Source organism: Actinomycetospora soli, assembly GCF_021026295.1.
GTDB classification, from domain to species: Bacteria; Actinomycetota; Actinomycetes; order Mycobacteriales; family Pseudonocardiaceae; genus Actinomycetospora; species Actinomycetospora soli.
Genome location: NZ_JAJNDA010000019.1, coordinates 77,768 through 99,901 on the forward strand (window position 1 = coordinate 77,768; position 22,134 = coordinate 99,901).

22 protein-coding genes are annotated in these 22,134 nt (G+C 74.3%); 9 read left to right on the plus strand and 13 right to left on the minus strand.

The window, feature by feature from the left end:
* Positions 1 to 75: 75 nt before the first annotated feature.
* Positions 76 to 1,458, plus strand: a complete 1,383-nt coding sequence (gene gad / locus LN037_RS25210) for a glutamate decarboxylase (protein ID WP_372460527.1) — start codon at positions 76 to 78, stop codon at positions 1,456 to 1,458.
* A gap of 20 nt (positions 1,459 to 1,478) precedes the next feature.
* On the opposite strand, the gene LN037_RS25215 is transcribed toward gad, so the two are convergent.
* The 5 genes from LN037_RS25215 to LN037_RS25235 are packed head-to-tail and all read right to left on the minus strand — an operon-like array spanning position 1,479 to position 6,220.
* Positions 1,479 to 3,491, minus strand: a complete 2,013-nt coding sequence (locus tag LN037_RS25215) for an acyl-CoA dehydrogenase family protein (RefSeq protein ID WP_230758635.1) — start codon at positions 3,489 to 3,491, stop codon at positions 1,479 to 1,481.
* Entirely contained in the window at positions 3,488 to 4,477 is a 990-nt protein-coding gene (locus tag LN037_RS25220; RefSeq protein ID WP_230758636.1) for a bile acid:sodium symporter family protein, read from the minus strand. The genes LN037_RS25215 and LN037_RS25220 overlap by 4 nt, the downstream gene beginning before the upstream one ends.
* A gap of 37 nt (positions 4,478 to 4,514) precedes the next feature.
* On the minus strand, positions 4,515 to 4,790 hold the full coding sequence (locus LN037_RS25225; RefSeq protein WP_230758637.1) for a hypothetical protein: 276 nt from the start codon (positions 4,788 to 4,790) through the stop codon (positions 4,515 to 4,517).
* Positions 4,791 to 4,841: 51 nt separating this feature from the next.
* Positions 4,842 to 5,747 carry a LysR family transcriptional regulator gene (locus LN037_RS25230; RefSeq protein ID WP_230758639.1) on the minus strand — a complete coding sequence of 302 codons (906 nt, stop codon included), beginning with the start codon at positions 5,745 to 5,747 and terminating at the stop codon, positions 4,842 to 4,844.
* Between the two features lie 41 nt (positions 5,748 to 5,788).
* On the minus strand, positions 5,789 to 6,220 hold the full coding sequence (locus tag LN037_RS25235) for an anthrone oxygenase family protein (protein ID WP_230758641.1): 432 nt from the start codon (positions 6,218 to 6,220) through the stop codon (positions 5,789 to 5,791).
* A gap of 73 nt (positions 6,221 to 6,293) precedes the next feature.
* Here LN037_RS25235 and LN037_RS25240 point away from each other — a divergent pair, with 73 nt between their 5' ends.
* Both LN037_RS25240 and LN037_RS25245 read left to right on the plus strand, forming a co-directional pair.
* Entirely contained in the window at positions 6,294 to 7,223 is a 930-nt protein-coding gene (locus LN037_RS25240) for an AraC family transcriptional regulator (protein WP_230758643.1), read from the plus strand.
* Positions 7,224 to 7,231: 8 nt separating this feature from the next.
* Positions 7,232 to 7,972, plus strand: coding sequence for an SDR family oxidoreductase (locus tag LN037_RS25245; RefSeq protein ID WP_230758645.1), 741 nt, complete (start codon positions 7,232 to 7,234; stop codon positions 7,970 to 7,972).
* A gap of 6 nt (positions 7,973 to 7,978) precedes the next feature.
* Here LN037_RS25245 and LN037_RS25250 read toward each other — a convergent pair whose 3' ends face one another.
* The gene (locus tag LN037_RS25250; RefSeq protein ID WP_230758648.1) at positions 7,979 to 8,116 is read right to left on the minus strand and encodes a hypothetical protein; all 138 of its coding nucleotides are present in this window, start codon (positions 8,114 to 8,116) and stop codon (positions 7,979 to 7,981) included.
* 107 nt (positions 8,117 to 8,223) lie between these two features.
* Here LN037_RS25250 and LN037_RS25255 point away from each other — a divergent pair, with 107 nt between their 5' ends.
* Positions 8,224 to 9,723 (plus strand): mannitol dehydrogenase family protein, encoded by a 1,500-nt coding sequence (locus LN037_RS25255; RefSeq protein ID WP_230758650.1) that lies wholly within the window; start codon positions 8,224 to 8,226, stop codon positions 9,721 to 9,723.
* A 26-nt stretch (positions 9,724 to 9,749) separates the two neighbouring features.
* Here LN037_RS25255 and LN037_RS25260 read toward each other — a convergent pair whose 3' ends face one another.
* A complete protein-coding gene (locus LN037_RS25260; protein WP_230758653.1) occupies positions 9,750 to 10,055 on the minus strand; it encodes a DUF3040 domain-containing protein in 306 nt (101 codons plus the stop codon).
* Complete coding sequence (gene qcrB / locus LN037_RS25265; RefSeq protein ID WP_230758655.1) at positions 10,052 to 11,710, minus strand: cytochrome bc1 complex cytochrome b subunit; 1,659 nt, start codon at positions 11,708 to 11,710, stop codon at positions 10,052 to 10,054. Before qcrB ends, LN037_RS25260 begins: the two co-directional genes overlap by 4 nt.
* A 271-nt stretch (positions 11,711 to 11,981) precedes the next feature.
* Between qcrB and LN037_RS25270 the strand changes: the two genes are divergently transcribed.
* On the plus strand, positions 11,982 to 12,212 hold the full coding sequence (locus LN037_RS25270; RefSeq protein ID WP_230758657.1) for a hypothetical protein: 231 nt from the start codon (positions 11,982 to 11,984) through the stop codon (positions 12,210 to 12,212).
* Positions 12,213 to 12,261: 49 nt separating this feature from the next.
* On the opposite strand, the gene LN037_RS25275 is transcribed toward LN037_RS25270, so the two are convergent.
* The 4 genes from LN037_RS25275 to LN037_RS25290 are packed head-to-tail and all read right to left on the minus strand — an operon-like array spanning position 12,262 to position 16,577.
* Positions 12,262 to 13,344 carry an ABC transporter ATP-binding protein gene (locus LN037_RS25275; RefSeq protein WP_230758659.1) on the minus strand — a complete coding sequence of 361 codons (1,083 nt, stop codon included), beginning with the start codon at positions 13,342 to 13,344 and terminating at the stop codon, positions 12,262 to 12,264.
* 16 nt (positions 13,345 to 13,360) lie between these two features.
* The gene (locus LN037_RS25280; RefSeq protein WP_230758660.1) at positions 13,361 to 14,242 is read right to left on the minus strand and encodes a carbohydrate ABC transporter permease; all 882 of its coding nucleotides are present in this window, start codon (positions 14,240 to 14,242) and stop codon (positions 13,361 to 13,363) included.
* On the minus strand, positions 14,242 to 15,198 hold the full coding sequence (locus LN037_RS25285; RefSeq protein ID WP_230758662.1) for a carbohydrate ABC transporter permease: 957 nt from the start codon (positions 15,196 to 15,198) through the stop codon (positions 14,242 to 14,244). Before LN037_RS25285 ends, LN037_RS25280 begins: the two co-directional genes overlap by 1 nt.
* Positions 15,195 to 16,577, minus strand: a complete 1,383-nt coding sequence (locus LN037_RS25290) for an ABC transporter substrate-binding protein (protein WP_230758664.1) — start codon at positions 16,575 to 16,577, stop codon at positions 15,195 to 15,197. The genes LN037_RS25285 and LN037_RS25290 overlap by 4 nt, the downstream gene beginning before the upstream one ends.
* A gap of 207 nt (positions 16,578 to 16,784) precedes the next feature.
* Here LN037_RS25290 and LN037_RS25295 point away from each other — a divergent pair, with 207 nt between their 5' ends.
* The 3 genes from LN037_RS25295 to LN037_RS25305 are packed head-to-tail and all read left to right on the plus strand — an operon-like array spanning position 16,785 to position 19,979.
* Entirely contained in the window at positions 16,785 to 17,786 is a 1,002-nt protein-coding gene (locus tag LN037_RS25295) for a LacI family DNA-binding transcriptional regulator (protein ID WP_230758711.1), read from the plus strand.
* Positions 17,787 to 17,796: 10 nt separating this feature from the next.
* Complete coding sequence (xylB, locus tag LN037_RS25300; RefSeq protein WP_230758666.1) at positions 17,797 to 19,203, plus strand: xylulokinase; 1,407 nt, start codon at positions 17,797 to 17,799, stop codon at positions 19,201 to 19,203.
* A complete protein-coding gene (locus tag LN037_RS25305) occupies positions 19,200 to 19,979 on the plus strand; it encodes a nucleoside phosphorylase (RefSeq protein ID WP_230758668.1) in 780 nt (259 codons plus the stop codon). The genes xylB and LN037_RS25305 overlap by 4 nt, the downstream gene beginning before the upstream one ends.
* On the opposite strand, the gene LN037_RS25310 is transcribed toward LN037_RS25305, so the two are convergent.
* Positions 19,966 to 20,955 carry a S1 family peptidase gene (locus tag LN037_RS25310; protein WP_230758671.1) on the minus strand — a complete coding sequence of 330 codons (990 nt, stop codon included), beginning with the start codon at positions 20,953 to 20,955 and terminating at the stop codon, positions 19,966 to 19,968. The two genes, LN037_RS25305 and LN037_RS25310, sit on opposite strands and share 14 nt — an antisense overlap.
* Before the next feature lie 278 nt (positions 20,956 to 21,233).
* Here LN037_RS25310 and LN037_RS25315 point away from each other — a divergent pair, with 278 nt between their 5' ends.
* Positions 21,234 to 21,800 carry a DUF6542 domain-containing protein gene (locus LN037_RS25315; RefSeq protein WP_230758673.1) on the plus strand — a complete coding sequence of 189 codons (567 nt, stop codon included), beginning with the start codon at positions 21,234 to 21,236 and terminating at the stop codon, positions 21,798 to 21,800.
* Positions 21,801 to 22,134: the final 334 nt, after the last annotated feature.

Below are 22,134 nucleotides of genomic sequence, written 5' to 3' on the forward strand. Positions count from 1 at the left end.
GGGGTGGCGGCGACGATCCGGCAACGTCGCGGACTGTTCACCGCAGCGCTGCGCCGCGCGGGCCACGATCACCGGGTGACCCAGTCCGGAACCCCGCGCGCGGGCAGCGGCCTCGACGCCGCCCTCGTGCCCACCTTCACCGCCGAGCCCGGCGCGATGCCGTCGGCCCGGCTCCCCGAGCACGAGCTCGACCCCGAGGTCGCCCACCAGCTGGTGCACGACGAGCTGATGCTCGACGGCAACTCGCGGCTCAACCTCGCGACGTTCGTGACGACGTGGATGGAGCCGCACGCCGCGGCGCTCATGGCGTCCTGCGCGGACAAGAACATGATCGACAAGGACGAGTACCCGCGGACCGCGGAGCTCGAGCAGCGCTGCGTGCGGATGCTCGCGGACCTCTGGCACGCCCCCGACCCGACGACCGCGCCGGGCGCGTCGACCGCGGGGTCCAGCGAGGCCTGCATGCTCGCCGGGCTGGCCCTCAAGCGCCGCTGGGTCGCCCGGGGCGGCACCGGCCGGCCGAACATCGTCATGGGCGGCAACGTCCAGGTCTGCTGGGACAAGTTCGCCAACTACTTCGAGGTCGAGCCGCGCCTCGTCCCCATGTCCGGCGACCGCTTCCACCTCGACGCGGCGTCCGCCCTGGAGCACGTCGACGAGAACACGATCGGCGTGGTCGCGATCCTGGGCTCGACCTTCGACGGCAGCTACGAGCCGGTCGCGGAGATCTGCGCCGCGCTGGACCGCCTCGCCGCCGACGCCGGGCCGGACGTCCCGGTGCACGTCGACGGTGCCTCCGGGGCCATGGTCGCGCCGTTCCTCGACCCCGAGCTCGGCTGGGACTTCCGCCTGCCGCGCGTCGCCTCGATCAACACCTCCGGCCACAAGTACGGCCTCGTGTACCCGGGCCTCGGCTGGGTCGTCTTCCGCGACCCCGATGCGCTGCCGGAGGAGCTCGTCTACCGCGTGAACTACCTCGGCAGCGAGCTGGCGACGTTCACGCTCAACTTCTCCCGCCCGGGCGCGCCGGTCGCCGCGCAGTACTACCAGTTCCTGCGCCTCGGGCGGGACGGGTACACCCGGGTGCAGCGGCACTGCCGCGAGGTCGCGACCCGCCTCGCCGACCGGATCGCCGACCTCGGCCCGTTCGAGCTGCTCACCCGCGGCGACGAGCTGCCGGTCCTCGCGGTCCGGCTGCGGCCGGGGATCACCCACTACTCCGTCTTCGACGTCTCCGCGGGCCTGCGGGAGCACGGCTGGCAGGTCCCGGCCTACACGTTCCCCGCCGACCGGACCGACCTCGCCGTGCTGCGCGTCGTCGTCCGCAACGGCTTCACCCACTCCCTCGCCGAGGCGCTGCTCGCCGACCTGGGCACGGTCGTCCGCCGCCTCGACCGGCAGAAGGAGTCCATCCGCACCGCCGAGGAGGACAGCTCCTTCGCCCACACCGGCCGCTAGCCCTGATCGGTCACCGGCCCTCAGCCGGTCACCAGGGCCCAGAGGTCGTCCGTCCCGACGGCGAGCGCGCCCAGCCGCCCGGCCCACGCGCGCTCGTCGCCGTCCTCGTCCCGCCACGACCACAGCCGGGTCGTCGCGTGGCGCAGCGGGCTGCGCTCGGTGAACCCGATCGCCCCGTGCAGCAGGTGGGCGATCCGCGCGACCGTCGCGACCGACGCCGACGCCTGCGCCTTCGCCACGGCCACCCCGTACCCGCCGCCCCGCTCCGTCCCGACGGCGACCGCGGCCTCCACCAGCGCGACCTCCTCGACGAGCTCGGCCACCGACTGCTTCACCGCCTGGAACGACGAGAGCGGGCGCCCGAACTGCTCGCGTGCGCCGACGTGCGCGATCGCCAGCTCGCTCGCCCGGCGGCCCGCACCCGCGATCTGCGCGGCCCGCAGGAGCACGAGCCGGTCGTGCGCCTCCCGCGCCACATCCGGGTCGATCGCGGTGGCGACCACCGGCAACTCGTGCAGCGTCAGCGTGTCCCGCGGCTCCCCGGCGAGGTTCGCGCCCGGCCCGACGACGGGTCGTCCCGGCTCGAGCACCGCCACGAGCGGTCCGTGGGCCCCCCGGGTGACCAACACGGTCGGGGTCGTGCCACCCCACGGCACCCGGGTCGGCCGCCCGTCGAGCACCACCCGGCCGCCCTCGTCGTCGCGCACCGTCACGTGGTCGTCGAACACCACCGTCAGCGGGCCGTCCGGGGCCGGGCGCCCGGCCGCGGCGAGCACGTGCCGCGCGACGACGTCCTCGACCGACGGCCCCGCCACGGCCGCCGCCCCGATCGCGCGGGCCGCGGTCACCTGCTCGGCCACCGACGCGGCGGGGTCCACCGTGAGCGTCGGCGCCTCCTCCTCGGGCGGGGCGCCGAGGCCTTTCGTGATGATCCCGCGCAGGATCTCGTTCGTTCCGCCGCGCAGCGTGTACGCGGGCAGGTGCCCGATGCCGAGCGCCAGCACCTCGGCGTGCGACCCGACCGGGGCGGACGGGTCCGCGACCACCGGCGAGAGCGCCCGGACCTCCTCGACGACCGTCCCCTCGTAGCGCGTCCCCAGGTCCTTCACCAGGGCGGCCGCCACGTCCGGGGACTCCCCGCGCTCCAGGGCCCCGGCGACGCCCAGCGACAGCCGGCGCAACGCCGCGAGCCGCGCCACGAGCAGCCCGACCCGCACCGACCCGCCGTCGGGAAGGGGCTCCCGCAGCAGCGACGTGAGGAGCGGGAAGGTCGAGAGGAACCGCTCGGGGCCGCTGCGCTCCTGGGCGAGCTCGCCGGTGACCTGCGCCCAGCCGGAGCCCTCGGCCCCGAGCAGCTCGCCGGGGACGCCGTCGAGGTGCGTCGCGTTGAAGCGGTGCTCGCCGGTGAGCAGGTGGATCGGCTCGGCGCGGACCTCGGGGGCGTGCAGGTCGATCACGAACTGCGAGAGCCCGGCGTGCCGGGAGCCCTCGGGGTCGGACCGCGCGAGCACGATGGCCGCGTCGTTGACGTGCGAGCCGCCGGTCCACATCTTGGTCCCGGTCAGCCGCCAGCCCGCACCGTCCCGCTCGGCCCGGGTCGCGACCGCCGCGAGGTCGGAACCGGCGCCCTCCTCGCTCATGCCGATCGAGAAGAAGCACTCGCCACGGGTGATGGCGGGCAGGTAGCGCTCGCGCTGCTCCTCGGTCCCGTTGGCGAGGATCGACGGCCCGGCCTGGCGGTCGGAGACCCAGTGCGCACCGACCGGGGCGCCCGCGGCGAGGAGCTCCTCGATGACGACGTAGCGCTCCAGCGGCGACCGCCCGCCCCCGCCGTAGGCGCTCGGCAGCGTCATCCCGACCCACCCCTGCTCGGCGAGTCGGCGGCTGAAGTCACGGTCCCACCCGGCGAACCAGGAGTCGGGCCGGTCGAGGAGGGTGCCGCGCGCCCGCTCGGCGTCGAGGAAGGCGCGGACCTCGGCGCGGAGCTTCTCCGCACCCTCGGGCAGCCGGATCTCGGGGACGAACGACGTCATCGGCGGACCTCCTCGCGGGTCGTCACGGGAGCAGCATCGTCGCTCGTGCGGCCCAGCCGCTGGGCGAGCGCCGCACAGACCATGAGCTGCAGCTGGTGGTAGAGCATCAGCGGCAGGACGATCAACCCGACGACGGGGCCGGCGAACAGCACGCCCGCCATCGGCAGTCCGGAGGCCAGGGACTTCTTCGAGCCGCAGAACATGATGGTCACGCGGTCCGCGCGCGGGAGGGCGAACAGCCGGCCGACGTGCCAGGTCGCGAGCAGGACGACCGCGAGCAGCACCACCTCGAGACCGACCAGCGCGAGCAGCGACCCCACCGACGTCCGCTGCCAGACCCCCTCGACCACACCCTCGCCGAAGGCCGAGTAGACGACGAGCAGGATCGACCCGCGGTCGACGAGGCCGAGGACCGTCCGGTGGCGCGCCAGGAACCGCCCGATCCACGGGCGCAGCAGCTGGCCGAGCAGGAACGGCGCGAGCAGCTGGAGCGCCACGTCGAGCACCGCCTGCCCGGAGATGCCGCCCTGACCGCCGAGCACCAGCGCGACCAGCAGGGGCGAGGCCACGATGCCGAGCAGGTTGGAGAACGACGCGGCGCAGATCGCCGCGGCGACGTTCCCGCGCGCCACCGAGGTGAACGCGATCGAGCTCTGCACCGTCGAGGGCAGGCAGCACAGGAACGCCACGCCCGCGGCGAGCTCGGGGGTCGGGAGGTCGGTCAGCCCGACGAGCAGGCCGAGCAGCGGGAACACCACGAACGTCGCCCCGACCACGGTGACGTGCAGCCGCCAGTGCCGCAGCCCCTCCCAGGCCTCCCGCGGCGAGAGCCGGGTGCCGTAGAGGAGGAAGAGCAGGGCGATCGCGACCGTCGTGGCGTGGTCCACCCCGACGGCGAACCCGCCCCGCGCCGGCAGGAGGGTCGCGAGTCCCACCGTGGCCAGGAGACAGAGCACGAACGCGTTGGCCGTGAGGAACCGCCGCATGATCGATAGGTTACGTAACGAACGCCGGACGGCCGGCTCACTGTGACCGGTCCCGCCACCGCGGTTCGACCGCGGCCCACTCGGCGTCGAGGGGGTCGAGGAGGTCGAGAGCGTCGGGGTCGTCCCGACGACGGGTCGCCCGGCACCACCGCGCCCCCGCGGCCGCGACCACCAGGAGCAGGGTCAGGGCGAGGGCCGCGACGAGGACGGCGGGGACGCCCACGTGCAGGGCCCGGGTGGCCAGCGCTCCCGCGGCGACGACGAGCACGGTCGAGACCGTCGGGAGGAGGGTGCGCGCCGTCGAGGTGTCCATGCGTCGACGGTGGCCGCCCGTCGACGGCTTACCTAGAACGGAAGGCGGAAGTCAGCCTTTGGTCACGACAGAGCCTGATCCGGCACCGGCCGCCACGCGGAGAGCGGCCTCGAGCTCGTCGACCCCGGGCCGGGCGTGGGCGCCGCGGCGCAGCACCATCGTCCGGTGCGCCCACGGGTCGGTCAGCTCGCCGACGTCGAGCCCGAGGGCCGGGTCGACGACGTGCCGCGGGACCACGGCGAGCCCCACGCCCGCGGCGACCAGGTCGACCACGGTGCCCAGCCGTGCCGCCCGGCCGCGGTGCCGGGCGAGCGGGGCGCGGTCGCCGACGTTCGCCTCCAGGGTGGCCTGCAGCGGCGCGTCCACGGCGAGGCCGACCATCGGGTGCTCGGCGACCTCCGCGAAGCTCAGGCGCGGTGTACCGGAGAGCACGCCGCCGGGGGCGCCGATCACCACGAGCGAGTCGTCCACGAGCCGGTCCTCGAGGGCGGGCGGACCGTCCCGCGGGTCGGCGATGCCCACGCCGAGGTCGGCCTCGCCGTCGGCGAGCAGCCGGACGGCGTCCACGGTGCGTCGTTCGACCACCGCGACGTCGACGTCCACGTGGGCGGACAGGAACGCGACCAGCGCCCGGGGGACGAGCCGTTCCATCGGCGAGCTGCCGGCGACGAGGGTGAGCTGCCGCGTGGCCGGGGCGGCGTAGGCGGCGACGGCGGTGTCGAGCCGCCCGAGGGCGTCCAGCGTCTCGCGGGCGTGCCGGCCGAACGCGACGCCGGCCGGCGTGGGCCGGACCCCTCGGCGTCCCCGCGCGAGGAGCGCGACCCCCGCCCGCGCCTCCAGCCCGCGGATGCGGGCGCTCGCCGAGGGCAGGCTCAACGGCAGCCGCCCGGCGCCCGCCGTGATGGACCCCTCGTCCAGCACGGCGACGAACAGGCGGAGGTCGAGCAGGTCGTACACGCGCCGCAGCCTACGGCGCAGACGTATCCACCCGTGTCCGGTCAGAGGCCGACGGACGTGAGGACGGCGCCCAGCAGGGCGACCGCGGTCCGCACGCGATGGGCCCGCAGCCACGGGCCCACGAACGCCGACCACGGCCCGCCGGCCGCGAGGCGGTCGTTGTGCGGCACGTTCACCGCCACCGTGACGACGAGGCCGCCCACCTGGAGCGCCGCCGCGGCCACCGACCACGGGGTCGGTCCGAGCACGGCGGCCGTGACCGCGAGAGCGGGCGCCCCGAACAGCAGCGCCAGGAACGACGGCCGGACGATCGCCACGTTGATCGCGCGCATGGTGTCCCCCGGGTCCGGTCCGGGGCCCCCGACCGGCACCCGGCGCAACGCCGGCAGCACGGCCAGGTCGAACGCGAGGTAGACCCCGCCGAGGAGTCCGCCGGCGAGGGTCGCGGTGGTGGGCAGCAGGTCCGTGAGCACGGAGCCATTCCAGCCTGCCGTCGCAGGACGGTCCATGATTGCGACGCCTCGCCGCATGCGTCATCGTCTCGTCGTGGACCATCTCGCCGCGCTCCTCGACGGACCCCGGGCACACGGCGCGTTCCTGCTGCGGTGTCTGTTCGAGCCGCCGTTCGCCGTCCGGATCGAGGACGGGGCACCGCTGACGCTCGTCGTCATGACCCGTGGGTCGGCGCTCGTCGACGACGCGTCCGCCGAAGCGGGGGACGTCGTGGTGCTGCGCGGGCCGACGCCCTACACCGTCCGGTCCGGTCCCGGGGCCGCGCTGCAGGCCGTGATCGGCGAGGACCAGCGCTGCTGGTCGCCGCCGGGTACCGACCGCGCCCCGCACGACCTCGGTCTCCGTACCTGGGGGCACGGTCCGGACGCGGCCACGGCGATGCTGGTCGGCACCTACCCGGTGGCCGGCGGGGTCGGGACCCGGCTGGTGCGGTCGCTGCCACCGGTCACCGTCCTGCGCCCCGCCGACGTGGCCGCCGCGCCCGCTCCCCTGGTCGCCCTGCTCGACGCCGAACTGGACCGCGATGCGGCCGGGCAGGACGTGGTGCTCGACCGGGCCCTCGACCTGCTGCTGGTCACGGTGCTGCGGGGCTGGTTCGCCGGTCCGGCTGCGCCGTCGGCCGCGCTCGCCCGGCGCGACCCGACCGTCGGCCCCGCCCTGGCGGCCATGGAGGCGGACCCGGCGGCGCCGTGGTCCGTGGCGGACCTAGCCCGCCGCAGCGGCCTGTCGCGGGCGGCGTTCGCCCGCCGCTTCGCCGCCGCGGTCGGCGTACCGCCGCTGGCGTGGCTGACCGACCTGCGCCTCTCGCTCGCCGCGGACCTGCTGCGCGGCACCGACCTCACGCTCGCGACGATCGCCGCCCGGGTCGGCTACGGCAGCCCGTTCGCCCTCTCCGCGGCCTTCCTGCGCGAGCGCGGTGTGCGCCCCACGACGCTGCGCACGCCGGCGGCCGGCGCGGGATGATCCACCCCATGCGCAGCATGCTCGTCACCGGAGGCAGCCGGGGTATCGGCGCGGCGACCGCACGGCGGGCCGCGGCCGCCGGGTGGGCGGTCTGCCTGACCTACCGGTCCGACCAGGCCGCGGCGGCGGCCGTCGTCGCGGCGATCGAGCACGACGGCGGGCGGGCCGCGGCCGTCCGGGCCGACGTCGCGGTCGAGGCCGACGTCGTCGCCGCCGTCGAGGCGACCACGACCCTCGGCCGCCTGGGCGCGGTCGTCGCGAACGCGGGCATCGTCGGGCAGCGGACGCGGGTCGACGAGCTCACCGTCGACCGGGTCGAGCGGATGCTCGCCACCAACGTCACCGGCGCGATCGTCACCTGCCGCGAGGCCGTCCGGCGGATGTCCACCGCCCACGGTCACGACGGCGGGTCGATCGTCCTGGTCTCCTCGGCCGCGGCCCGGCTGGGCTCGCCGGGCGAGTACGTCGACTACGCGGCCTCGAAGGCCGCCGTCGACACCCTCGGGCTGGGCCTCGCGAAGGAGGTGGCCGCCGAGGGCGTCCGCGTCAACGTGGTGCGTCCCGGGATCATCGACACCGACATCCACGCCAGCGGCGGCCAGCCCGACCGGGTCGAACGGCTCGGGCCGGCCGTCCCGCTGGGTCGGGCGGGCACCGCCGACGAGATCGCCGCCGCGATCGTGTGGCTGGCCTCCGACGAGGCCTCCTACGCCACGGGCAGCATCCTGGACGTCACCGGCGGACGGTGAGGGGCGTCAGGCGCCGGTGGTCTCCGGGTCGTCGTTCGCCCGCTTCTCCTCGACGTCGCGCGCCTGGCCGTGCAGGTCCGGGTTGACCTCCTTGCGGGCGTGGTCGTCGTCCTGGTCGGACTGCGGGCGCGGTTGCTCGCTCATGGTGGGCTCCTCGTCATCGGTTCGTGGAGCGCGCGGCTACCCGCCCGCCCGTGATCGACTCACGCGCGGCCGGTGACGGCAAGCGCTTGCGCTACTACGGTGAGCGCATGAGCGCCGACGCTGTCGCCCTGAACCGCGCCTCGCTGCCGGAGCTCTCGGTGCCGGTGCCCGAGTACGACCGGGACGCGCTGTCGGTCGGGATCGTGCACATCGGGGTCGGCGGCTTCCACCGCGCGCACCAGGCGATGTACCTCGACCGGCTCTTCGCGGCGGGCCGCGACCACGACTGGGCGCTGTGCGGCGTCGGGGTCCTGGACGCCGACCGCGCGATGGGCGAGGTCATGGCGCGCCAGGACGACCTCTACACGCTCGTGCTCAAGCACGCCGACGGCTCGCGCGAGCCCCGGGTGATCGGCTCGATGGTCGACTACCTCGTCGCCCCCGACGACCCCGAGGCCGTGCTCGACCGGATGACCGACCCGGCCACCCGCATCGTGAGCCTGACCGTCACCGAGGGCGGCTACCACGTCAACACCGCCACCGGCGAGTTCGACGGCTCGGAGGCGAGCGTCGCGCACGACATCGCCCGCGACGACGACACCGTCCCGCGCTCGGCGTTCGGGTTCCTGGTGGAGGCCCTGCGTCGGCGCCGCCACGCGGGGACCGGGCCCTTCACCGTCATGAGCTGCGACAACATCGCCGGCAACGGCGACGTCGCCCACCGCATGATCACGGCGTTCGCACGCCTGCGCGACGAGCGGACGGGCGACGACGTCGCCGCCTGGATCGAGCGCGAGGTCCCCTTCCCCAACTCCATGGTCGACCGCATCACGCCCCGCACCACCGACGACGACCGCGCGGAGCTGGCCGAGCGCTCCGGGGTCGACGACGGCTGGCCGGTGGTGTGCGAGTCGTTCACGCAGTGGGTGCTCGAGGACCGCTTCGCCGCCGGCCGCCCGGCCTTCGAGGAGGCCGGCGTGCAGGTGGTCGCCGACGTCGAGCCCTACGAGCTGATGAAGCTGCGGCTGCTCAACGCCTCCCACCAGGCCATCGCCTACCTCGGCTACCTCGCGGGCTACCGCTACGCCCACGAGGTGTGCGCCGACGAGGAGTTCGTGCGCTTCGTGCGTGGCTACATGGACGACGAGGCCACGCCGACGCTGCTGCCGGTGCCGGGCGTCGATCTCGAGGACTACAAGGCGACGCTGATCGAGCGGTTCGCGAACCCCGAGATCCGCGACACCCTGGCCCGCCTGGCGGCGGAGTCGTCGGACCGGATCCCGCCCTGGTTGGTCCCGGTGATCCGCCGCAACCTGGAGCAGGGCGGCCCGATCGAGCGCTCCGCCCTGATCGTCGCGGCGTGGGCGCGCTACGCGGAGGGCGTCGACGAGGCCGGCGAGCCGATCGAGGTCGTCGACACCGGGCGCGCCGAGGAGCGCACCGCGACCGCCCGGCGCTACCCGGACGAGCCGCTGGCGTTCCTCGCCGACCGCTCGCTGTTCGGCGACCTCGTCGACGACGAGCGCTTCACCGACGCCTACCGCCGCCACCTCGACCGGCTGCACACCGACGGCGCGCGGGCCGCGCTGCGGGCCGTGCTGGGCTGACGGGACGGGCCGTCACCGGAGCGCCGTCAGCGAGGCGCCGCCGTCAGCCAGGTGATCGCCGCGAAGCACAGGCCGACCAGCGCCGCGCCGAGCACCACCGGGACGACCCCGCCGCCCGCGCACCCCACCGCGACGAGCACGACGCCCGCGCCGGCCAGCACGACGGCGGTGAGCACCACCCCCAGCACCGGCACCCGGCGACGGGGTCGCCCGCGGCGGTCGGTGGTGAGGAGGCCGGCGAGCCCGGGGTCGTCGTGGCGCAGGCCGCGCGCCAGGTGGTCGAGACGCCGGAGCTCGTCGGGCGTGAGCGTCACCGTCCGGTCGCCGCTCACGCCTCGTCCGGCCGCGGCCGCCCGGCCCCTGCCGTGGCGGGGGCCTGCTCGGTGCGATCCTCCCGCGGTTGCACCTCGAGCGGGTCACCGCCCAGCTCCGGGTGCTGCTCCGCGGCCGGGTCCGGCCGGAACCACCCGCCGGACAGCGGTGCACCGGCCGCCCCGATGTCGTTCATCCGCCGCGGCACGGTCGCTCCCTGGTACGCCAGCTCCCGCGTCCGGCCCTGCTCGTCGACCGCGAGCGGCTGGTGCACCTCGACGAACTCGCCGTGCGGGAGACGCTTGACCACGCCGGTCTCGATGCCGTGCTCGAGCACGTCGCGGTCGAGGCGCTGCAGCCCGAGGCAGATCCGGTAGGTCACGGCGTAGACGATCGGTGGCCCGACCAGCAGGCCGATCCGGCCCGCCCACGTCATCACGTTCAACGAGATGTCGAAGGTGTAGGCGACGATGTCGTTGCCGCAGGCCAGGAGCAGCCAGAAGTAGAAGAAGAACGCCATCATGCCGGTGGCGGTGCGCACCGGGGCGTCGCGCGGGCGCTGCAACAGGTTGTGGTGGGCCGCGTCGCCGGTCAGCAGGCGCTCGATCTGCGGCCAGAGGGCCAGCAGGGCGACCAGCACGCCGATCCCGACGACGGGGAAGAAGATGGCCGGGATCGTGTAGTTGCCCAGGTACATCTCCCACGACGGCCACAGCCGGACCGCGCCGTCGAAGATGCCCATGTACCAGTCCGGCTGCGACCCCGCGCCGACCTTGGTCGGGTCGTAGGGGCCGAGCTTCCAGATCGGGTTGATCTGGAAGACCCCGCTCATGATCGCGATGACGCCGACGTTGACGATCAGGAACGCGCCCGCCTTCGTCGCGAAGGTCGGCAGGATCCGGACGCCGACGACGTTGCGCTCGGTACGGGCGGGCCCGGGGAACTGGGTGTGCTTCTGGAACCACACCAGCGCGACGTGCACGCCGATGACGGCCAGGATGATCCCGGGCAGCAGGAAGACGTGGACGATGTAGAGGCGCGGGATGATGATCGTGCCGGGGAACTCGCCCCCGAGGATCGCCCAGTGCAGCCAGGTGCCGACCACCGGGATCGACATGACGATCGCGGACAGGCCGGTCCGCAGGCCGGTGCCGGAGAGCAGGTCGTCGGGCAGCGAGTAGCCGACGAAGCCCTCGATCATCCCGGACAGCAGCAGGACGACGCCCAGGATCCAGTTCGACTCCCGGGGTCGGCGGTAGGCGCCGGTGAAGAACGTCCGGGCCATGTGCGCGATCATCGCCGCGACGAACAGCAGGGCCGACCAGTGGTGGACCTGCCGCACGAACAGCCCGCCGCGCACCTCCATCGAGATGTCCACGGTGGTGATCCACGCCTGGGAGGCCTCGACCCCGCGGGCCCCGGCGTAGGCGCCCTCGTAGGTCGACTCCGCCATCGACGGGTCGTAGAAGATCGCCAGCCACGTGCCGGAGATCAGCAGGGCGATGAAGGTGTAGATGCACACCTCGCCCAGCAGGAACGACCAGTGGGTCGGGAACACCTTGTCGATCTGGCGCCGCAGCGGCCCCGCGGGGTGGTAGCGGCTGTCGACCTCGTCGGCGCCGCGGGCGAGCAGTCGCTCGCCCCGGAACGCCTCGGTCCGTGCTCGAGTTGCCATGCGCGCCGGCCCTCCGCCGCGACACGGGAGATCCCGTGGCCACGACCCGGACGACCGTCGCGGACGGCCCGGGCGCGGACTTCTGCCTGCACCACGGGCTGGAACCTGGTCAACCGCGGCTGGGAGAGCCTCGATCGTGCGCCGCGCCGACCCGACGCGCAACCGCAGCGGGAAATAGTGCGGCTGCTATCTTGTTGAACGATTCAGTGCCCGGGCGGGCCACCCCCGTCCGGGCACGTCCGATCGTCCTCCGTCCCGTGAAGGAGACACCGTGGCCGTCCCCGACGCCGCCACCGAGCACGCACCGTTCGTCCACCGGCCGACGCCCCGCTCGCCCGAGACCGAGCAGGCCCGCGAGGCGCTCATCGACTCCGAGACCGCCGAGCTGAACCAGCTGCTCGACCGCATCGACGGTCTCACCCACGAGGCCCGCCGCCGGCTGCGCCGCCTCGAGCACCACCGGCGCGGCGTGTCCGTGCAGTGGACCGACCTGCACGGCTGACCCCCGGTCCCGACGGCGGGCGCGCCCGCACCCGCCGTCGGGACGGCCCTCAGGCCGCCAGCCGCTCCCCCGAGGACGCGTCGAACGCGTGGATCGCGTCGGGGTCCACCCGGACCCCGATCGTCTCGCCGTAGCGCACCGACGTGCGGCCCGGCCCGCGCACCACGAGCGTGGTGTCGGGGTGCTCGGCCATGTGCGCGTAGAGGTAGGACTCGCTGCCGAGCTCCTCGACGACGTCCACGACGGCCTTGATGCCGTCGCCGTCCGAGGTCAGCGACAGATCCTCCGGCCGCACCCCCACCGTGACGGTTTCGGCCGAGCCGGCCGCGTCCGCGACCTCGCGCGTCAGCGGCACCGTCGACCCGCCGAGCGACACCCCGTCGCCCGAGCGCCTCAGGTCCATCAGGTTCATCGCGGGCGAGCCGATGAAGCCGGCGACGAACGCGTTGACCGGCCTGTCGTAGAGCTCGGAGGGCGTGGCGTACTGCTGCAGCTTCCCGTCGCGCAGCACCGCCACCCGGTCGCCCATCGTCATGGCCTCGACCTGGTCGTGGGTGACGTACACCGTGGTGACGTCCAGGCGGTTCTGCAGCCCGGCGATCTGCGCGCGGGTCTGCACGCGCATCTTCGCGTCCAGGTTCGACAGCGGCTCGTCCATCAGGAACACCCGCGGCTCGCGCACGATCGCGCGGCCCATCGCCACGCGCTGGCGCTGACCGCCGGAGAGCGCCTTGGGCTTGCGGTCGAGGTACTCGGTGAGCCCGAGGATCTCGGCGGCCTCGTTCACCCGCTTCGTCTGCTCGGCCTTGTCCATCCCGCGCATCTTCAGCGGGAACGCCATGTTGTCGCGCACCGTCTTGGACGGGTAGAGCGCGTAGCTCTGGAACACCATCGCGATGTCCCGGTCCTTCGACGCCACGTCCACGACGTCGCGCCCGTCGATGCGCAGGTGTCCCGCATCGATCGGCTCCAGGCCCGCGAGCATCCGCAGGGCCGTCGACTTGCCCGAGCCGGACGGACCGACCAGGACGACGAGCTCGCCGTCATTCACCGTCAGACTCAGCTTGTCGACGGCGGGCGTCGCGCCCGGCGTGTAGATACGCGAGGCCTCGTCGAACACCACTTCGGCCATGGTTCTCCAGCTCCCCTTACTTGACCGCGCCGAACGACAGACCCTGCACCAGCTTGTTCTGCGCCACCCACCCGGCCAGGATCACCGGCAGCGCCGCCAGCGTCGCGGCGGCCGAGAGCTGCGCGAAGTAGAGACCCTGCGAGGTCACGAACTGGACCAGGAACGTGGGCATCGTGCCGGCGTTCGCCGAGGTCAGGTTGACCGCGAAGAAGAACTCGTTCCACGAGAAGATCACGCAGATCAGCGCCGTGGCGAAGATGCCGGGCGAGATGATCGGCAGCACCACCTCGCGCAGCGTCCGAGCGAGGGAGGCCCCGTCCATCGAGGCCGCCTCGAGCAGTTCCGAGGGCACCTCGAGGAAGAACGAGCGCATCATCCACACCGCGATCGGCAGGTTCATCGCGGTGTAGAGGACGATCAGCGTCCAGATGTTGTCCAGCAGCCCGACGTTGTTGACCACCACGTAGATCGGCACGATCGCCGCGACCACCGGCAGCATCTTGGTGGAGATGAAGAAGAACAGGACGTCCTGGGTCTTCTCCACCGGCCGCATCGACAGCGCGAACGCGGCCGGGATCGCGAGGAGCAGCACGAGCACCGTCGAGATGACCGTCGCCCCCAGCGAGTTCGCGAGGTAGGGCCCGATCCCGGCGTCGAAGACGGTGCGAAACTGCTCGAAGGTCGGGGTGAACACGAACGTCGGCGGGTTCGACTGCGCGTCGCCCTCGGTCTTGAACGCCGTGAGGACCATCCACAGCACCGGGAAGAAGAACCCGATGCCGAGGATCCACGTCAGCGTCGTCAGCAGGACCGGACCGGTGCGCGAGGAGCGCCGCGGTTCCTGGTCGGAGGCTCCCGACGAGGCGGTGGTCGACGCCCGCTCGGTGGTGATCGCCATCAGTTGCTCCCCTCGGCGGCACCGAAGCTCCGGAAGACCAGGCGCAGCGCGAAGGTCGCGACGATGATCGTCATGACCACCACGACCACGCCCATGGCCGCGGACTGGCCGATGTCGAAGCCGAGGAACGCCCGCTGGTAGATGTAGAAGGGCAGGTTCGCCGAGGCCGTGCCGGGCCCGCCCTGCGTGATCATGTAGACGGCGTCGAACGTGTTGACCAGGTAGATCGCGCCGAGCACCGTGCCCAGCTCGATGAAGCGACGCAGGTGCGGCAGCGTCAGCTCGCGGAAGATCGCCCACGCGCCGGCCCCGTCCATCCGGGCCGCCTCGATCTGGTCGGTGGGCATCGACTGCAGGCCCGCCAGCAGCAGCAGCATCATGAACGGCGTCCACTGCCAGATCAGCGCGACCATGACCGACGCGAGCGGGAAGTCGGAGATCCAGGCCTCCTCGCCGACCCCGAACGGCGAGAGCACGAAGTTGATGAGGCCGTAGGTCGGGTCGAGCAGCGTGGTCTTCCACAGCAGGGCCGCGGCGACCGGGGTGATCAGGAACGGCGTCACCAGCAGGGTGCGCACGATCCCGCGACCGATGAAGTGCCGGTTCAGCAGCAGCGCGAGGACCAGGCCGAGCACCACCGCGATCAGCACCGACCCGAGGGTCATGATCACCGTGTTGAGCGCGACGCCCCGGAACTGCGAGTCCTGGAAGACGCTGACGTAGTTGTCGAACCAGACGAACTGCTGCGAGCCTGGCCGGACGAGATTCCAGGACTGCAGCGAGTAGAAGATCGTCAGCAGGAACGGGATCTGCGTGACGATGATCGTGAAGACGAGGGCGGGCAGGAGCGGCGCCCGGCGCACCCAGCCCTCGGCGCGGGCCGAGCGCGTCGGCGTCTGACCGGGTGCGGGCGGCGGCCCGGAGGGCGCCGGCGGACGTTCGAGCGTGCTGGTCATCGCTGGTAGCTCTCCCCCACCGTCGTCGCGTACTCCTGGGACTGCTCGAGGGCCTCCGCCGGCGTGATCTGTCCGGCGATCGCGGCGGACAGCTGCTGGCTGACCCGTGTGCCGAGGTCCTGGAACTCGGGGATCCGGAGGAACTGGACGCCCTGGTACGGCACCGGCTCGACCGTCGGCTGCTGCGGGTTCGCCCGGACGATCGCGTCGCGCACGGTGTTGGCGAACGCGCCCGCCGCCTGCTGGTACTGCGGGCTGTCGTAGGTCGAGGTGCGCGAGCCGGGGGGTGCGGACTCCCACCCGAGGCGGTTCCCGACGAGCTGGATGTACTGCTTCGAGGTCATCCAGCTCATGAACCTCCAGGCCGCGTCCACGCGGGGCGAGGTCTTCGGGATCGCGAGCGACCACGAGTAGAGCCAGCCGGAGCTGGGGGTGGCGACGACGGGCGCGGGGACGAACCCGACCTTGCCGACGACCCGCGAGTCCTCCGGGTTGATCACGGTGCCCGCGGCGGACGTGGAGTCGTACCACATCGCGACGTTGCCCTGGCTGAACGCGGTGCCGCATTCGGAGAAGCCGGCCTGCGAGCCGCCGGCGATGCCGTGCGCGCGGGCCAGGTCGACGTAGAACTGCGTGGCCTGCTCGAACTGCGGGCTGGTCAGCTGGGCGTTCCACTGCGGGTCGTACCAGCGGCCGCCGAAGGTGTTCACCACCGTGTTGAACGGGGCCATCATCTCGCCCCAGCCGGGCTTGCCACGCAGGCAGATGCCGGCGGTGCTGCCGCCGCGCTGCCGGTCGTCGAGCCGGGCCGCGGCCTCGGCCACCTGCGGCCAGGTGGGCTGCGGCGGCATCGTCAGGCCGGCCTGGGCGAACAGGTCGGTGCGGTACATGAGGAACGAGGACTCGGCGTAGAAGGGCACCGAGTACATCCGGCCCTCGTAGGAGAGCGCGTCGCGCACGGTGGGCAGGAAGTCCGCGCGGTCGTAGCCCGGCGTCTGCGCCATCAGCGGCTCGAGGTCGGTGAGCCAGCCGTTCTGCGCCCACTGCGGGGTCTCGTAGTTCGAGATCATGACGATGTCGAACTCGCCGCCGCCGGTGGCCACCGACGCCGTGATCTTGGCGCGGGCCTCGTTCTCCGAGAGCGTCACGAACCGCAGGCGGATGCCGGGGTTCTCCCGCTCGAACTCCGGGGACAGCGTGATCGCGTCCTCCATCTGCGGGTTCGACACGATCGCGACCGTCACGGTCTGCACGCCCTCGGCCTGCCCCAGGGCGCCCGCGCCGGAGCACCCCGCCACGAGGGCGAGCAGCGCCGCCGCGACCAGCGCCAGCGCCGGTCGCCGACGCCCCGGCCGCCGGTTCGTCCTCGGTCTCCGCACGCCCCGCCCCCGTCCCGCTCGGCAGTGACGTGGTTCACCCCGACGTCACGTCGGGCGACCGTAGGACTCCTATACGTACCGACGCAAGCGCTTGACCGTTCCTGCTCGGACCGTTGGTCGGAACTCACTGCTCCCCCGCACGGGCACGACCGGGCATCATCGGCGTCGTTACGGCGGGCAGCGGACGGAGGTCCACGAGTGACCACGATGGCGGACGTCGCGCGGCGTGCCGGCGTCTCGACGGCCACCGTCTCGCACGTCCTCAACAACACGCGGGCCGTCAGCGCCGACACCCGCGCCGCGGTCCTCGCCGCGGTCGAGGAGACGGCCTACACGCCGAACACGGTGGCCCGGTCGCTCGCGACCAGCCGGACGACCACGCTCGGCCTCGTCCTCTCCGCCATCTCCAACCCGTACTTCGGCGAGCTGCTGTCCTCCGCCGAGTCCGCGGCCGCCGCCGCCGGGTACACGCTCCTGCTCGTCGACCCGCACGAGGACCCGGAGTACGAACGCACCGTCGTCGCCCGGTTGCACCACCACCGCGTCGACGGCGTGGTGCTCGCGCCGTCCGCACAGCCGTCCGCCGCGTTGGAGTACCTCGCCCGACACGAGGTCCCGACGGTGCTGCTCGACCGCCTCGTCCCCGGCGGCCGCGCGGCCGCGCTGGACCAGGTCGGCAGCGAGAACCACGCGGCGACCGCCACCCTCACCCGCCACCTCGTGGAGCACGGCCACACCCGGATCGCGCTCGTCGCCGGTCTGGACGGCCTGACCACCACCGAGGAGCGCTGCGCCGGGTTCGGTCGCGCGCTCGACGACGCCGGGGTGCCGCGCGATCCGGCGCTCGAGGTGTCCGGCGAGTCGGCGACGGAGCCGGCGCGGGCCGCGATGGCCCGGTTGCTGGCGCTGCCCGAGCCGCCCACGGCCGTCGTCGTCGGGAACAACAGCATGACGATCGGCGTGATCGCCGCCTTGCGCGACGCCGGGGCGCGGGTGCCCGACGACGTCGCGGTGGTCGCGTTCGACGACTTCGCGTGGGCCGACCTGTTCTCCCCGCGCCTGACCGTGATGGCGCAGCCGTTCGACCGGATCGCCGCCGAGGCCGTCCGCCTGCTCCTGCGCCGGCGCGCCCAGCCGGAGGCCCCGGTCGAGGTGCTGCGCCTCCCGCCGGCGTTCCGGATCCGCGAGAGCTGCGGCTGCGGCGTGTGAGCATGGGCGCATGCCCACCTACGTCGCAGGGGTCGACTCCTCCACCCAGGCCACCAAGGTCGTCGTCGTCGATCCCGACGACGGGTCGGTCGTCCGGGAGGCCCGCCGGGCCCACCCGGACGGCACCGAGGTCGACCCGCGGGCCTGGTGGACGGCCCTGTGCGACGCGCTCGCCGAGGTCGGCACCGACGACGTCGGCGCGATCGCCGTCGCCGGTCAGCAGCACGGCATGGTGCTGTGCGACCAGCGCGGCGAGCCGGTCCGCGACGCCCTGCTCTGGAACGACACCCGCTCCGCCGACGCCGCGCACGATCTCGTCGCCGAGCTCGGCGGCGCCGCCGCCTGGGCGGACGCGGTGGGGACCGTGCCGGTCGCGAGCATCACGGCGAGCAAGCTGCGCTGGACCGCCCGGGCGGAGCCGCAGAACGCCGAGCGCGCGCGGTCGGTGCTGCTCCCCCACGACTGGCTGACCTGGCGGCTCCGGGGCGGCGCCCGCGCCGGTGCCGACCCGGTGACCGACCGGGGGGACGCCTCCGGCACCGGCTACTGGTCGCCGCACACCGAGGACTACCGCCCCGACCTGCTCGAACTCGCCTTCGGGCGCACGCTCGACGTCCCGCGCGTGGCGGGCCCCGGGGAGGCCGTGGGGCGCGGCCACGAGCACGGTCCGGTGCCCGGGGCGGTGGTCGCACCCGGGACCGGGGACAACATGGGGGCGGCCCTCGCGATCGGGACGGCGCCCGGCGAGCTCATCGTCTCCATCGGCACCTCGGGCACGGTGTTCACCGGCGCGGCGCGCCCCTCCGCCGACCCGTCCGGCCTGGTCGCGGGCTTCGCCGACGCGCGGGGCGGCTACCTGCCGCTGGTCTGCACCCTCAACGCCGCGCGCGTGCTCGGGGTGGGCGCGACGCTGCTCGGCGTCGACCCGGAGGGCTTCGACGCGCTCGCCCTCGCCGCCGCACCGGGGGCCGGCGGGCTGGTCCTCGTGCCCTACCTGGAGGGCGAGCGCACCCCGGACCGTCCCGACGCCACCGGCACGATCGCCGGCCTCACGAACGCGAACGGCACCCGGGAGAACCTCGCCCGCGCCGTCGTCGAGGGCATGCTCTGCGGGCTCGCGGCGGGGGTGGAGGCGCTCGCCGACGTGGGGGTGGAGGGTTCGCGGGTCCTGCTCATCGGCGGGGGCAGCCGCTCCCGGGCGGTGTCGACCGTCGCGCCGGCGGTGTTCGGGCTCGACGTCGAGGTGCTCGCCCCTGCGGAGTACGTCGCACTGGGGGCCGCGCGGCAGGCGGCCTGGGCACTGACCGGCGCGGAGCCCGACTGGCGCATCGGGCGCGACACCGTGGTCGAGGCCACCGACGTCGACCGCGAGGCGGCCCGTGCGGTGCGGGCCGCCTACGCGACGATCACCGGGTGACCGACCCCGCACTCGACCGCCCCGATCGCGCCGACCTCGCCCTCGCCGAGGACGACCTGGACCAGCCCGGGATCATCGCGCCCGGCGCGATGCGCACCCACGGGAGCGTGCCGCCCGACGTCGTCCTGTGCTTCTTCCCCGAGGTGATGACGGCGCTCGCGCAGGAGCACCCGGAGATCGCCACGCTGCACTCGGAGAACGGCCGCTCCCCCGTCCTCGGCGTGCCGCGGCCCGACGGGCGCACCGTCGCGGTCGCGCACCCCGGCGTGGGGGCGCCGATGGCGGCGGTGACGCTCGAGGAGCTGATCGTGCTCGGCGGCCGCCGCTTCACCGCGGTCGGCGGGGCCGGCGTGCTGGTGCCCGACCTCGTCCTCGGGCACGCGGTGGTCGTCTCCTCGGCGCTGCGCGACGAGGGGACGTCGTTCCACTACCTGCCGGCCGGACGGGTCGTCGAGGCCGACCCGGAGGGCGTCGAGGCGCTGGTCGCGACGCTCCACGCGGCGGACGTCGCGCACACCGTCGGCCGCACCTGGACCACCGACGCGGTCTACCGGGAGACGCGCACCCGCACCGACCGTCGTCGGGAGGAGGGCTGCCTCGCCGTCGAGATGGAGGCCTCGGCGCTCATCGCGGTGGCCCGGTTCCGGGGCGTGGCGTTCTCCCAGGTGCTCTTCGCCGGGGACTCGCTGGCCGGCGAGCAGTGGGACAGCCGCCGGTGGACGACCGCCGCGCAGGCGCGCGCGGCCCTCGTCGACGTGCTCGTCAGCTCCCGGTGACCAGCGTGAACCCGAACTGCGTGAGGATCGGGCGCAGCGGCTGGAAGTAGCTCGTGCCGCCGGTGGTGCAGTCCCCGGTGCCGCCCGAGAGCAGGCCCTGGGCCTGGGCGTTCCCCGGCGCGAGGAAGGAGCCGCCGGAGTCGCCGGACTCGGCGCAGGCGCTGGTCTGGGTCAGGCCCTGCACGACGGTGCCGCCGCCGTAGTTCACCGTGACGTTCTTCGCCTGGACCACGCCGCAGCGGTAGCCCGTCGTCGACCCGGAGCGGCAGACCCGCGTCCCCACGGGCGCCTCGGTGGCGCCGGTGACGGCGGGCCCGCCCGAGACCTGCCCGCTGCCGCGCCAGGCGGCGGTGTTGGTCACCTGGATCAGCCCGTAGTCGGTGTCCGGCCAGGCGGTCCGTGCGACGGTGCCGATCGTCTGCCCGTTCGGCCCCGACCAGGTCGAGGTGCCCCGGGTGCAGTGCCCGGCCGTGAGCAGGTAGGTCGTGGTCCCGCGGCGCACCGAGAAGCCGTCGGAGCAGCGCAGGCCGCTGCGGGTGGTGACGCCGCCGCTGGTCGTCGTGCTGGTCACCGTCGTGATGGCGGTGCCGCCGACGAGCGGCGCGGCCGCGAGGGGACGCACCGGCGCCGACATCGGCTGCACCCGCACGGCCGCCGGGTTCTCGTCCGCGGCGAAGTCCGTCGCCGACTTCGTGGCGGGGCCGACGACCGCGACGACGGTCTGGTTCGTCGCGGGGTCCACGTACCAGGCGGTGACGTTGGCCGGTGCCCGGCCACGCCGCTCGTCCATCCGCTGCTTCGCGGCCTGCCCCGCCCGCGGCTCGACCGGCGTGGGCCGGGTCGTCGAGCCCGGGCCCGACGGCAGGGGCGGTGGCGTGGGTGTCTGCGCGAGCGCGGGTACCGCCAGCGCGAGCACGGCGGCCAGCGCGAGCGCCACGACGGCGCCCGCGCGACGGGCGGGGACGGAGAGGGGCACGCGGATCCTCCGGGTCGGGCCGGTACGGACGGTCATCGGTCGTGTGCCGGGTGTATCGACCCCGAGCCCGCCGGCATTACTCCGTACGGCCTAATCACCGGCGTGGGTGACCTTACGGCGGGCCCGGCCCGCCTGCCCGTCCCGTCGCCCGGTCGGGGACGCCGGGCTCCGACCCGGAATTGTCGTCCCCGTCGGATCGGGACCATTTCCGCGGGTGGTGGGAAATAGTTCCCGACGGCGGGCGGGGTACGGTCGGACCCCTCGGCTATCGTGGCGCCGTGGCCGACCGCTGGGATCCGCGACCGGGCGGCGGGCGGCCGTCCCGGCCCTCCGCGCCGTCCCGCTGGTCCACCGGCTCGTTCTCGCGCGGACCCCGACCGGCCGGCCCACGACCGGCGCGCGACCCGCGGCCGCGCCAGCCCGGGCGGTTCGCCGTCGGCCCCGGCTTCCCGTGGCCGCTCGCCTCGGCGGCCGCCCTCGTGCTGACCACGGTGCTGGCCTGGTTGTTGCAGGACCGGAGCGGTCTCCTGGGCCTGTTCTTCCCGGTCGGCTACCTCGTCGTCTGCCTGCTCGCGGTGTGCGCGGTCCGCGTCGACGGGGTCCTCGTGCCCGCCCTCCAGGCCCCCGTGGTCGCCTTCCTCGCCCTCGTGGTCGCGGCGGTCGTCCGGGGTGACGCGGCCGGCAGCACGCTGTTCGTGCTCGGTGTGTTCGCCCCGCTCGCGCAATTGTTCTGGTGGATGCTCGTCGCACTCGTGGGATGTGCGCTGCTCGGATTCCTGCGATTCCGCGAGGCGAATCCCGGCTTCTCCGTGCTGGGCGCCGTGCGCGGTGTGAGGAACGCGTGATGGCGCGCGACGACGACGAACGTCCCGGGCAATTCCGGCTGCCCGGCCGTCGGCCCACCCGGCCCGACGGCGGGGCCCCGCAGCCCGGGCCGCGCCCGCCCGCCCGGCCGGGGCCCGCTCCCTCGCCCGGCGGCGCCGGCCCGTCCGCACGGCCGGGGGCGCCTGGTCCGTCGGCGCCCGGCCCTGGCGGACCGCGTCCCGGCGGACCGGGACCCGGTGGACCTGGCGGCCCCGCGGGACCCGGTGGCCCCGCAGGACCGGGGGGCCCCGCGGGACCGGGTGGACCGGGTCGCCCGCCGGCCGGGCCGCCCCCGGGACGCTCCGGCCCGCCGCC

Coding starts and splice junctions, on each gene's coding strand:
- LN037_RS25215 (WP_230758635.1), bottom strand. CDS start 3,491: ATGACGTCGTTCGTCCCCGAGATCCGGCTGCCCGAGGGTGCGGAGAAG.
- LN037_RS25220 (WP_230758636.1), bottom strand. CDS start 4,477: ATGCGGCGGTTCCTCACGGCCAACGCGTTCGTGCTCTGTCTCCTGGCC.
- LN037_RS25225 (WP_230758637.1), bottom strand. CDS start 4,790: ATGGACACCTCGACGGCGCGCACCCTCCTCCCGACGGTCTCGACCGTG.
- LN037_RS25245 (WP_230758645.1), top strand. CDS start 7,232: ATGCGCAGCATGCTCGTCACCGGAGGCAGCCGGGGTATCGGCGCGGCG.
- LN037_RS25250 (WP_230758648.1), bottom strand. CDS start 8,116: ATGAGCGAGCAACCGCGCCCGCAGTCCGACCAGGACGACGACCACGCC.
- LN037_RS25255 (WP_230758650.1), top strand. CDS start 8,224: ATGAGCGCCGACGCTGTCGCCCTGAACCGCGCCTCGCTGCCGGAGCTC.
- qcrB (WP_230758655.1), bottom strand. CDS start 11,710: ATGGCAACTCGAGCACGGACCGAGGCGTTCCGGGGCGAGCGACTGCTC.
- LN037_RS25275 (WP_230758659.1), bottom strand. CDS start 13,344: ATGGCCGAAGTGGTGTTCGACGAGGCCTCGCGTATCTACACGCCGGGC.
- LN037_RS25280 (WP_230758660.1), bottom strand. CDS start 14,242: ATGGCGATCACCACCGAGCGGGCGTCGACCACCGCCTCGTCGGGAGCC.
- LN037_RS25285 (WP_230758662.1), bottom strand. CDS start 15,198: ATGACCAGCACGCTCGAACGTCCGCCGGCGCCCTCCGGGCCGCCGCCC.
- LN037_RS25295 (WP_230758711.1), top strand. CDS start 16,785: ATGGCGGACGTCGCGCGGCGTGCCGGCGTCTCGACGGCCACCGTCTCG.
- xylB (WP_230758666.1), top strand. CDS start 17,797: ATGCCCACCTACGTCGCAGGGGTCGACTCCTCCACCCAGGCCACCAAG.